The 10,196-nt window shown below is 64.3% G+C and carries 9 protein-coding genes; 4 read left to right on the forward strand and 5 right to left on the reverse strand.

The features are described from left to right. Positions 1-34: 34 nt before the first annotated feature. The 3 genes from IFT55_RS10530 to IFT55_RS10540 all read right to left on the reverse strand — a co-directional run bounded on the left by IFT55_RS10530 (position 35) and on the right by IFT55_RS10540 (position 2,473). Entirely contained in the window at positions 35-1,150 is a 1,116-nt protein-coding gene (locus IFT55_RS10530; RefSeq protein ID WP_192091802.1) for a glycoside hydrolase family 130 protein, read from the reverse strand. Beyond that, on the reverse strand, positions 1,147-1,905 hold the full coding sequence (locus IFT55_RS10535; protein ID WP_192091804.1) for an SDR family oxidoreductase: 759 nt from the start codon (positions 1,903-1,905) through the stop codon (positions 1,147-1,149). The genes IFT55_RS10530 and IFT55_RS10535 overlap by 4 nt, the downstream gene beginning before the upstream one ends. A gap of 163 nt (positions 1,906-2,068) precedes the next feature. Continuing rightward, positions 2,069-2,473 (reverse strand): MerR family transcriptional regulator, encoded by a 405-nt coding sequence (locus IFT55_RS10540; RefSeq protein WP_192091806.1) that lies wholly within the window; start codon positions 2,471-2,473, stop codon positions 2,069-2,071. Positions 2,474-2,520: 47 nt separating this feature from the next. Here IFT55_RS10540 and IFT55_RS10545 point away from each other — a divergent pair, with 47 nt between their 5' ends. Continuing rightward, entirely contained in the window at positions 2,521-3,318 is a 798-nt protein-coding gene (locus tag IFT55_RS10545; protein ID WP_249403757.1) for a glutaredoxin, read from the forward strand. A gap of 30 nt (positions 3,319-3,348) precedes the next feature. Here IFT55_RS10545 and IFT55_RS10550 read toward each other — a convergent pair whose 3' ends face one another. Beyond that, entirely contained in the window at positions 3,349-4,632 is a 1,284-nt protein-coding gene (locus tag IFT55_RS10550) for a PQQ-dependent sugar dehydrogenase (RefSeq protein WP_192091808.1), read from the reverse strand. Positions 4,633-4,679: 47 nt separating this feature from the next. Continuing rightward, positions 4,680-7,001, reverse strand: coding sequence for a glycoside hydrolase family 2 TIM barrel-domain containing protein (locus IFT55_RS10555; protein ID WP_197976411.1), 2,322 nt, complete (start codon positions 6,999-7,001; stop codon positions 4,680-4,682). Between the two features lie 558 nt (positions 7,002-7,559). On the opposite strand from IFT55_RS10555, the gene IFT55_RS10560 reads away from it, so the two are divergent. The 3 genes from IFT55_RS10560 to IFT55_RS10570 all read left to right on the forward strand — a co-directional run bounded on the left by IFT55_RS10560 (position 7,560) and on the right by IFT55_RS10570 (position 9,594). Continuing rightward, positions 7,560-8,087 (forward strand): sterol desaturase family protein, encoded by a 528-nt coding sequence (locus IFT55_RS10560; RefSeq protein WP_192091816.1) that lies wholly within the window; start codon positions 7,560-7,562, stop codon positions 8,085-8,087. Between the two features lie 29 nt (positions 8,088-8,116). Next, positions 8,117-8,848: a fatty acid desaturase gene (locus tag IFT55_RS10565; RefSeq protein ID WP_192091818.1), complete on the forward strand. Its 732-nt coding sequence runs from the start codon at positions 8,117-8,119 to the stop codon at positions 8,846-8,848. A gap of 566 nt (positions 8,849-9,414) precedes the next feature. Then, the gene (locus IFT55_RS10570) at positions 9,415-9,594 is read left to right on the forward strand and encodes a hypothetical protein (protein ID WP_192091820.1); all 180 of its coding nucleotides are present in this window, start codon (positions 9,415-9,417) and stop codon (positions 9,592-9,594) included. Positions 9,595-10,196: the final 602 nt, after the last annotated feature.

A 10,196-nucleotide genomic window follows, 5' to 3' on the forward strand; every position in this document is an offset into this window, starting at 1 on the left:
TCTGCTTAACTTGCGTAAGGCGGCGGGTGCGCGGTTACCGGAAGATGTCCTTTGAAATGTGCGTGATCCGGCACGCCAGATCGGCTTCGCCCGACGCGACGATATAACGGTCCCCGCCATCGGCGATGCCGGTGGTGAACACTACGTCGCGCACGTACATCTGATGTTCGATCGGGCGAGTCAGATCGGGGTTCGCTTCAAGTAGCGGCGTATGATCGGTCGCGATCGTCCGGCCGGGATCGTCGCGGTCGAGGATCGACCAGTAGGTGCGATAGATCCCGACGATTTCTTTCGGCTCGACGCCGTGCCACAGGGTAAGCCAGCCGCGATCGGTCAGGATCGGCGGCGTGCCTCCGCCCATCCGTGCCGTTGCGACGGTCGCGGCATGCGGGCGGATGCCCGGTTTGCGATACGGCTTCCAGTGCAGCGCATCGGGCGACGAAGCGAGATTGATCGACGGCCCGGCCCGCCATTCGCTGTCCGGCGGGTAGGCGAAATACAGATCGCCGAGCGGTCGCGTCTGCGCCCAATATTGTCCGTCGATCCGCCCTTCGAAGATCAGCATATCCTTGTTCTGATGATCGAGGACAATATCCGCGAACGTCCAGTCGAGGCCGTTGTCCGATGTGTAGAGCGTGGTCGAATGACGTTCGGGACTGACCGAACAGGTCGTCATGAACCAGCGATCGCCGACCTTGCTGATCCGGGCGTCCTCTACGCCGTACATCTGGAAATCGGCATGCGGGGCGATCGCGCGGTCGTAATGATGCGCGACGACCTCCAGCCCGTCCGGCGTCAGTTCGACCGGCAGCAACCACGCAAGCGAGGTCAGCGCCATTACCTTCCAACCATTGCCCTGCAACAGGAACTTGCGCGGGTCGGCGGTGTCCGCCGCACCCAGCGGCCATGCGTCGAGTACGTAGCGACCGTCGCACCAGCGGATATTATGGACATGCCCGTCGAACACCGGCTTGCGCAGCGCCTCCGCGACCCGGACCATCATCAGCAGGTTGCCGTTGGGCAGCCGGGTCAGCGCCGGGTTGAACGCGCCGAGGACATAGGTCTCTACGCCCAGTTGCCCCGCCAGGGGGGATCGCGACAGGTCGACGTCGTCGGGGGTCAGTACCAGTTTGTCGACGGCGTGTTTCATTCGCCCGCTTCCCCGCGCGGGGCGATGGTCATCTGCTGGACGACCGAGCGGCGCGGCTGGGTCAGGATGAAACGGACGCCCGCCGCGATGTCCTCGGCCCGCAGCATCGTTTCCGCCTCGATCCGTTCGCGCTGCTCGTCGACGGAAATATCGGGGGTCTGCATGTCGGACCCGGTCTTGCCCGGTTCGACGTTGCTGACGCGGATGCCCTTCGGTCCGAGTTCGCGCCGCAATGCCTGCGAAAACCCCTGAATGCCGTATTTGATGCCGGCATAGATCGTCGACCCCGGCCCAAGGACATAGGCGCTCATCGACCCGATGAAGACGACGTCGCCACGGTCGCCCATGCGTTCGGCGGCGATGCGCGCGCCCAGCAGATAGGCGGTGAAATCAGCGGCGATCGCATAGCGAAGGTCGGCTTCGCTCGTCTCGCTCAGCGCCCCCGCCGCGACGGCGGCGTTGAGGACGATGATATCCGGTGTTCCGATGGCCGCTTCGGCGGCATCGAACAGTCGGGTGTTGTTGTCCGCTTCGGCAAGGTCGATCGCGATGCCTTCGCCGTGACCGACGGCCCGGATATCCGCGAGCGCTTCGTCCACATGCTTCGGATCGCGTCCGCAGATGAAGACATCCGCCCCCTCGCTGGCCAGCAGTACCGCGATGGCGCGACCGATGCCGGTAGTGCCGCCGGTGATGATTGCCTTGCGGCCTTTCAGGGGGACGTGTTCGCTGGCGGCTTGGGTAACGGGGGGCATCGGGCGTCTCCTGTAGGGTCCGATGTGCCAAGTCGCGTGCGTGCCTGAAGTTCCGACTTGAATCCAAAGGCTTCGCTGTTCGTCGTACGCGACCGTCCTCCCGTCGGGGCTGGGCCGGGACAGCCCGGTCGTGCTTCGATGCGCAGTCCGACCGGGTGCCTGTTCAGACCTCGAAGGACGCGAGGATCGGGCAGGGGCCGTCCCGGCCCGCAGCGCACTCCGTCGCCAGTCTTGTCAGGGCATCGCGGGCGCGTCCGAGTTCCTCGATTTTCGCATCCAGCGCTTCGATGCGGCTTCTGGCCAACGCACGGGCACGACCGCGATCCTCGCCCGCGTCCAGTTCCAGCAGTTCGCGTATCTCCGCGAGCGTGAAGCCCGCAGCCTGCGCCTGCCGGATGAAGCGCAACCGGCGGAGTTCCGCACTGCCGTACCGCCGGCCCCCGGTTCCGCGCGCCGGTGTCTCGATCAGACCCTTGCGTTGGTAGAAGCGGATCGTTTCGACGCCGACACTCCCTCCTTCGGCCAGTTGTCCGATCGTCAGTAATTCAGGGTCTTGACTCCGTACCATGGTACGGAACCTATATTCGTGCTGATACGATGGCAAGGAGTGGTACGATGCCGGACCCAGGCAAGCAGTCCCCGACCAGAAAGACGGCAGTCGTCTATCGCATGGTGATGCCTACGCACGTCTGTCCATACGGCATCAAGGCGCTGCATTTGCTGAAGCGCGCGGGATACGAGGTTGAGGACCATCATCTTGCGACCCGCGAACAGACGGATGCGTTCAAGGCGAAGCACGGCGTCGCGACGACCCCGCAAATCTTCGTCGGCGACGTTCGCGTCGGGGGGCATGACGACCTGCGGCGTTTTCTGGGCAAGCGGGTCGCGGACCCAAAAGCGACCAGCTATCGCCCCGTCATCGCCCTGTTTTCGGCAACCGCGCTGATGGCGTTGGCGGCAAGCTACGCCGTCACCGGGAACGTGGTGACCTTGTTGACGGCGGAATGGTTCATCGGCTTTTCGATGGTGGTTCTGGCGTTGCTGAAACTACAGAACCTCGAAAGCTTCGCGACGATGTTCCTGAACTACGACCTGCTCGCCCGACGCTGGGTGCCCTATGGCTATCTGTACCCGTTCGCCGAGGGGCTGGCCGGCGTGCTGATGATCTCCGGCGCGCTGCCGTGGTTGTCGGTTCCCGTCGCGCTGTTCATCGCGACGATCGGTGCCGTTTCGGTGTTCAAGGCGGTCTATATCGACCGGCGCGAACTGAAATGCGCCTGCGTCGGTGGATCGAGCAACGTGCCGCTCGGGTTCGTATCGCTTACCGAAAATCTGATGATGATCGCCATGGCGGTATGGATGGCGCTGGCCGCCGCCGGCCTTGCGACCGCAGCGGTCCACACGCTCCCCTGAACCGACGTCCCTGTCGCGCGCGGCCTCAGGCTATGGGTGGATCGCTATCGGCTCGCGCGGCGGGGCGGCTGCGATCCGCCAGATCCGGCCACCCTTGTCGTCGACGACCAGCAGCGATCCGTCGTTTGCCGTCGCGAGTGCGCGGGGGCGGCCATGGACATGATCCGGCCCGTCGGTAAAGCCGGTCAGAACCGGTTGCATCGGCCCCACCGCCTTTCCATCGCGGAACGGCACGAACACCACGTCATATCCGAGCAGCGTCGAACGATTCCATGATCCGTGCCGCGCGACGAATGCGCCGTCCCGGAACCGCGCGGGCAGCGACGTGCCCGCGCCGAACGCGATGCCGAGCGCCGAGGCATGCGCCCCGACCGCGAAGTCGGGCGTAATCGCCTTCGCTACCAGATCGGGCCGTTGCCCTTTCAACCGTGGGTCTGGGTTTTTGCCCCAATAGCTGTAGGGCCAGCCATAGAAGCCCCCCTCTTTCACGCCCACGATATAGTCGGGGACCAGATCGTCGCCCAGTTCGTCGCGTTCGTTGACCGAGGTCCATAGCCGTCCGGTTCGTGGCTCCAGTGCCATTCCCACTGGATTGCGGATGCCATCCGCGAAGACCCGCTCCCGCCCGCTTGCCAGATCGATCGCGAGGATCGCGGCACGACGCGCTTCCCGCTCCATGCCGAATTCACCGGCGTTACTGGCCGATCCGACCGCGATGAACAGGGTGCGCCCGTCCCGGCTCGCCAGAAGATTGCGCGTCCAGTGATTATTGTAGCCGGTCGGATCGAAGCGGGTGATCCAGTTGCGCCGCGCATGGTCGGCGATCCGCATGGTGCCGGGGGTGTAGGGGGTCCAGAACACGCCGTTCGCGTTGGCGATGTACAGTTTCCCGCCGATGAGTTGCATTCCGTAGGGCTGGCTCAGGCCGCCGATCAGCGTCTCGCGCACATCGGCGCGGCCATCGCCGTTCGTGTCGCGCAGCAGCAGGATGCGGTTGCGTCCGACCGCACGATAGTTCGGATCGTTGCTCTTGCGCTCGGTCGTGGCCTCGGCGACCAGCACGTCGCCGTTCGGCAGCACCACGGCGTTGCGCGGGGAATCCAGCCCTTCGGCGAAGACGTTGACGGCAAGCCCGTCGGCCGCGCGCACGCTGGCGCCTTCGTGAAAGGGCGTGGTGTCGGGCGTGTTGGTGACCGATTTCGTGCTGTACGGCGCGGGCAATACGGGCGTGTTGCCGATGCTGGGACCGCTGGTCTGGGCGTGTGCCAGACCGGCGGCGAGGATCATCGGCAGGGGCAGGAGGTAACGCGGCATGAGAGGCTCCGGTCCTGAACGGGGATGTAGTCGGGGGACGAACCGCATTACTTCTTCTGCGCCTGTAGCGTGATCGCACCGGGCTTCAGGCCGTCGGCGCGGACGTGCACGGTGAAGCGTCCATCGCCTGCACCGCGTACCAGCGCCACGGCGCTCCCGTCGCGCGGTTGGCGATCCGGCGAGGCGAAGGGCCGGTGGTCGGTGACCGATCCGTTGTCGGTCGCGATCAGTTCGCCGGCACCCTGTACCGAGAAATGCAGAAGCTGCTGCGCCGCGGGTACGGTCACGCCCTTCGCATCGACCACCAGCGCCCGGATATAGGCCATGCTGTCGAAGTCCGACCCGACCGTCGCCGCATCTGACGACAGCCGGATCGCCACCGGACGCCCGGCGGTGCGCAGCCCGTCCGATAGGCCGCCGACACGCGGATCGCGGCAGACGGCGCGCACTTCACCCGGCGCATAGGTGACGGCCCAGCGGCGCGGCGACGCGTCGGCGTTGATCGGCAGGGTGCCGAGCGAACGGCCGTTCAGGAACGCCTCTACCCGGGCGCAATTGCTGTAGACCTCGATCGTTTCGGGATGCGGTCGCGGGTCTGCGGGTGTCCAATCGTCGAACAGCGCGACCGGCGGCTGGGGCGTCGCGACCGCGATCATCGTCGGCAGCGTCGGCTGGTTCGGTCCACCGGCACCGTCGGTCGCCGGGCCGGCGGCATTCGGGATAGCGTTGCGCACGACATGGAGGACGGGTTTTTCCGACCACCAGCTTGCCCGCTCCAGCCCGCGAACATGCGGTGCGCCCGTCCGGTCGAGCAGCCCGGTATGGCGGCTGATGAACGGCCAGCCCGCGCGGTTCGATTCGCCGAGATAATCGATGCCGGTCCACAGGAACATGCCGGCATAAGCCGGGTTGTCGCGCACCGGCAGCCAGTTGAGCCGGTTATGGCCGTTCTCCGTCCCGACGATCCGGCGGCGCGGGTCCTGACGATGCGCCGCCGCTAGTTCGGTTTCGCGATAATTCTGGCCGACCACGTCCAGCATGTCGGCGAAACCATTGGCATAATCGCCCGTCACGTTCGGCCGGAACAGCCCCATCGTCACCGGTCGCGACGGATCGTTGGCATGCGCGACGTCGAGCAGCGACCGCAACGCCGCCTTCGCCTGTACGGGATAGGCGGTGTCGTGGATTTCGTTGCCCGCGCTCCACAGGACGATGCTGGGATGATTGCGGTCGCGCCGGATCATGTCGGCGGCATCGCGTTTGTGCCAGTCGCTGAAGAACAGGTGGTAATCCTCCGGCGTCTTGGCGACGTTCCACTGGTCGAACCATTCGTCCATCACCAGCAGGCCGAGTTCGTCGGTCAGGTCGAGCAGTTCGGGGGCGGGCACGTTGTGCGCGGTGCGGATGGCGTTGACGCCCAGCGCCTTCAACGCGGTCAGCCGCTGGCGCCACACCGCAAGGGGCACCGCCGCGCCCACCGCGCCGCCGTCATGATGGATCGCCACGCCCTTCAGCTTGACGGTGCGTCCGTTCAGCCGGAAGCCGGTGTCCGCCGTAAATTCGGCTTCGCGTACACCGAACGATACGGTTTCGCTGTCCAGCACCGCGCCCTGTTCGTCGAGGATGCGGATCGACGCGCGGTACATCGCCGGATCGTCGATGTCCCACCGGCGGGGGGATGTCAGCCGGATTTCCCGGGTCACGTTGTCCGTCCGACCGGCACCGACCGGCGCAAGCGGCGAGCGCGCGCGAGCGGCTTCGCGACCATCAGGACCGGTGACGACCACGTCCACCATCGCGCCACGCGATGTCGCGCCCGCATTGTGAATTTCGGTCGATACCGACACGGTGGCGGCATCGCCCGCGATCGACGTCGTGCGAACGAACGCGCCCCCTTGCGGTACATGGACGTCGCTGGTTTCGATCAGGCGAACGTGCCGATAGATGCCCGATCCGGTGTACCAGCGCGACGAGGGTGCCGCCGCCGTGTCCGCGCGTACCGCGACGATGTTTGGCCCGTCCCGGCGCAGGTGGCGCGTGATGTCGTAACGCAACGAGACATAGCCCATCGGTCGGTAGCCGACATGGTGGCCGTTCACCCACACGCCGCTGCGTTCCATGATGCCGTCGAATTCGATGAAATAGCGGCGGTCCGGCACTGGTACGACGTTCAGGTCGCGACGATACCATGCGATCCCGGACGGGAAAAAGCCGTTCTCGCCGCCCGCCTTCGCATCGGAAGCGACCGGGCCGGCGATCGCCCAGTCATGCGGAACCGACACGGTGCGCCAGCCCGCCGTGCGTGCGTCGGCGCGTTCGGCACCTTCGGGATCGCCCTGAACGAACAGCCAGCCGTCGGGCAGAGGCATAGTCTTCCGCTCCGCCGCCGTCGCTACACAGGAGAGGGTGATTACCGATGCAATCATCGCTGCCCGGCCGACTCCGCGACGCATCCGCCCCTTGCTGTGCATGCCACTCTCCCTGACCGCCATCGCTGCGCCATTCGCAGTCTATCGACAATTAATGAGACAGCTTTTCACATAGTGAACTGCGACAATCAATCCTTGGTATATGCACGATCGTTCGGACAACGGGTGCAATCGGTCGGGGAAGGGCAGTCGCACGTAATGTCTGCCGATCGCTCCGTCGGGCGCCATGCAGCGTTCGCGAAGTTTCCGGCTTTGATCCGCCGTGCGAACCGCGGCAGGCACCGACGCGAACGTCCGTCGCGTCGTCTCTCGGATGAACCCGGCCGGGCGCGCTCCCCGAAACGGCAGCGACCCGATCTCGACGCGCCGGCCGTTTGGCGGGGGGCTTACCCCAGATTTTCGGCGTACCGCCCTCGCAACGTCGACGCCGAAGCGTTATGTGCGTAGTATGTTGAATTCGGTCTCCTTGTCCGTCGTCCATTCTGTCGGTCGAGCCTGATGGTCTGGTACGAAAAGCTCGCGATCGTCGCTTTCATGGTGCTGTTCATGGAATGCTTCGCATGGGCGGCGCACCGATATGTCATGCACGGCTGGGGATGGGCCTGGCACAAGTCGCATCACGAGGATCATGAGGGCTGGTTCGAAAAGAACGATCTGTACGCGGTCGTCTTCGCGATCGTGCCGATCGTCCTGTTCGTCGTGGGGTTGTGGTGGGAACCGCTGTGGTGGGCGGCGCTTGGCATCACGGTGTATGGCGGCATCTATGCGTTCGTGCACGACATGCTCGTCCACCAGCGCGGCGGTTTCCGCTGGGTCCCCAAGCGCGGATATTTCAAGCGGTTGTTGCAGGCGCATCGTCTGCACCATGCGGTCGAGGGCAAGGACGGGACGGTCAGTCACGGCTTTCTGTTCGCGCGCAAGCCGGCGGTGCTGAAGGCGCAGCTGCGTGCGAACGCCGGCCGGTCGCCCCGTACGCCATCCCCCGGTGAGACCGCCGGTCCAGTTACATCCGATGCGCAGCGGTGAGCACGACGGTTTCCCGATCGCAAGCGGCCATGCGACGGCAGACGCGGATCGGCGTATCGTTGTCCGCCGCAATCGTGATCGCGTGGCTGGCGATCCATATCACCGGCATCTTCTTCTGGCGCTGGACCGTCCAGACGGCGCCGGTCGGCATCGCGATGATCGTCGTCCAGACATGGTTGAGTACCGGACTGTTCATCGTCGCCCATGATGCGATGCACGGCGCCTTGGCACCGCGCCACCCGCGACTGAACCGCGCGATCGGTGCCACTTGCCTGTCGCTCTACGCCTGTCTTTCCTACGCCACGTTGCTGCCGCAGCACCATCTCCACCATGCAAAAACCGGTCGTACCGGCGATCCCGATTTCCATGGTGGCGATCCCCGGCTGATCGGGTGGTTCATGCAGTTCTTCCGAACCTATTACTCACATGGCCAGATCGTCCGCATCACGGTGATGGCGTTGATCTACACGTTGCTGCTGGGTGCGCCGCTCGGCAATATCGTCGTCTTCTGGGCAGTACCGGCGTTGGGAGCGGTCGCGCAGTTGTTCGTGTTCGGAACGTGGCTGCCCCACCGCGACCGTGCCGAGCCGTTCAAGGATTCGCATCGCGCCCACAGCATCGAGGTCGGTCCGGCACTGTCGCTGCTGACATGCTTCCATTTCGGCGGCTATCACCACGAACATCACCTGTCGCCGGGAACGCCGTGGTGGGGACTCCCAGCGCGACGACGCGCGCTTGCCGTGCGGGATGCGGACGGGTGACGTTGCGGAGGGGAGGATTCGATGCAGTTCCAGTTCCCGTCACCGACGCGTTCGATTGTCGGAAACACGGTATCTGTTGCAGGCGGTCAGTCGGCTGAACTCCGGCGTTGGTCAGGTTGGTGCGGACGACCGCGATTGGAAGGGCAGGAACCGGGCTGTGGTTATCAAGCGCAGGTCCGCCGGGCGGCCTATTGCCGATAGAATGCTGACAGGTTGTTCCGTTCTCAGACCGCGTACGCGATTTGTCTAGGGAACGGTGACACGGAACCACGACGGTCCGTGATCGGCCTCGAGACGGTCTTGCTTTAGCGGAAGATCAGCGTTCCTGTGAGTTTCGTGGGTTGTATGTGTCGACAATATGTAAGTGCAACATGGATGACGATGTGGCTCCTAACCATGCCGCGTCACGTACGGTTTCATTCAGGCTGTTGACCTGAACCAGTTGGAGATCGTCAACCCTGTAGCAGTGTAGGTTCGTCCACCCTCTGCTAACGTATGTGACTGAAAAACCTAGGAACAGACGCGTCGCTGGCGGGGTTTTTCCATCCTACGCAATGGAGGCTGGCATGGCACAGAAGGGCGCAGGCGGAAATCCCGGAGCAGTAACAGCCAAAGGCGGCGACGGCGCTCGTGGCAGCCTTGGTACAGGTCGGGGCGGCGGCTCAGAAACAGCGGCAAAGAAGACCGCTAAAAAGAAATCCGATCAAGACGGCGATCACAGCGGTCAGAAGGTCAACGGCGCCTGACACTTGTTGTTGGCGGAAGATCGATGCGACCGTTTGCTTCGTACGGTCGCCATCGCAACGGTGACGGCAAGATCGGCCGGAAACACGGTAATCGGACGCTGCGCGGGCAAGACGTCGTGGTGTCGCATCGGGTGAGGATGAATGCGGAAAGCGCGTTATATTTTCGGAAGCCGTCCGAACCTCCGGTGACGAATTTGGGCATTAGCTTGGCCTGAACGAACTTTCGAAGCGCGGGTGGGGGATCACTTCCTGTGCGCGCACGCGGGCTTTCATGGCACGACGTGCGGCCACGCAAGCCGCTGTTCCGCCAGCAATGGACAGCGAAGCGGTTTTCCTGAACGTTATAACCTACATCGCTGTTCAGGCTGCGGAATCCGGTATGATGTCGCGATGAGAGCGCTGCGATGTCGGATATAAAGTCCACTGGTTCCTACTTCGCGGAACGTCGCAATGCGCGGTGCCGTCATCGATGGGGCGCAGGGATGCGTCGGGCCGTTACCGGCGCGTATGTTTCGGTCGGACGATCGGGTCGACACGACGATGAGAGGCCATCTAATTCACGATGCGGAGTTACGCACACGCGCGACGTCGTGATGATGCAT

Origin of the sequence: Sphingomonas sp. CFBP 13720 (genome assembly GCF_014842075.1) — a bacterium.
In the GTDB taxonomy this organism is placed as follows: Bacteria; Pseudomonadota; Alphaproteobacteria; order Sphingomonadales; family Sphingomonadaceae; genus Sphingomonas.

Coding starts and splice junctions, on each gene's coding strand:
- IFT55_RS10530 (WP_192091802.1), bottom strand. CDS start 1,150: ATGAAACACGCCGTCGACAAACTGGTACTGACCCCCGACGACGTCGAC.
- IFT55_RS10535 (WP_192091804.1), bottom strand. CDS start 1,905: ATGCCCCCCGTTACCCAAGCCGCCAGCGAACACGTCCCCCTGAAAGGC.
- IFT55_RS10540 (WP_192091806.1), bottom strand. CDS start 2,473: ATGGTACGGAGTCAAGACCCTGAATTACTGACGATCGGACAACTGGCC.
- IFT55_RS10545 (WP_249403757.1), top strand. CDS start 2,521: ATGCCGGACCCAGGCAAGCAGTCCCCGACCAGAAAGACGGCAGTCGTC.
- IFT55_RS10550 (WP_192091808.1), bottom strand. CDS start 4,632: ATGCCGCGTTACCTCCTGCCCCTGCCGATGATCCTCGCCGCCGGTCTG.
- IFT55_RS10555 (WP_197976411.1), bottom strand. CDS start 7,001: ATGCCTCTGCCCGACGGCTGGCTGTTCGTTCAGGGCGATCCCGAAGGT.
- IFT55_RS10560 (WP_192091816.1), top strand. CDS start 7,560: ATGGTCTGGTACGAAAAGCTCGCGATCGTCGCTTTCATGGTGCTGTTC.
- IFT55_RS10565 (WP_192091818.1), top strand. CDS start 8,117: ATGCGACGGCAGACGCGGATCGGCGTATCGTTGTCCGCCGCAATCGTG.
- IFT55_RS10570 (WP_192091820.1), top strand. CDS start 9,415: ATGGCACAGAAGGGCGCAGGCGGAAATCCCGGAGCAGTAACAGCCAAA.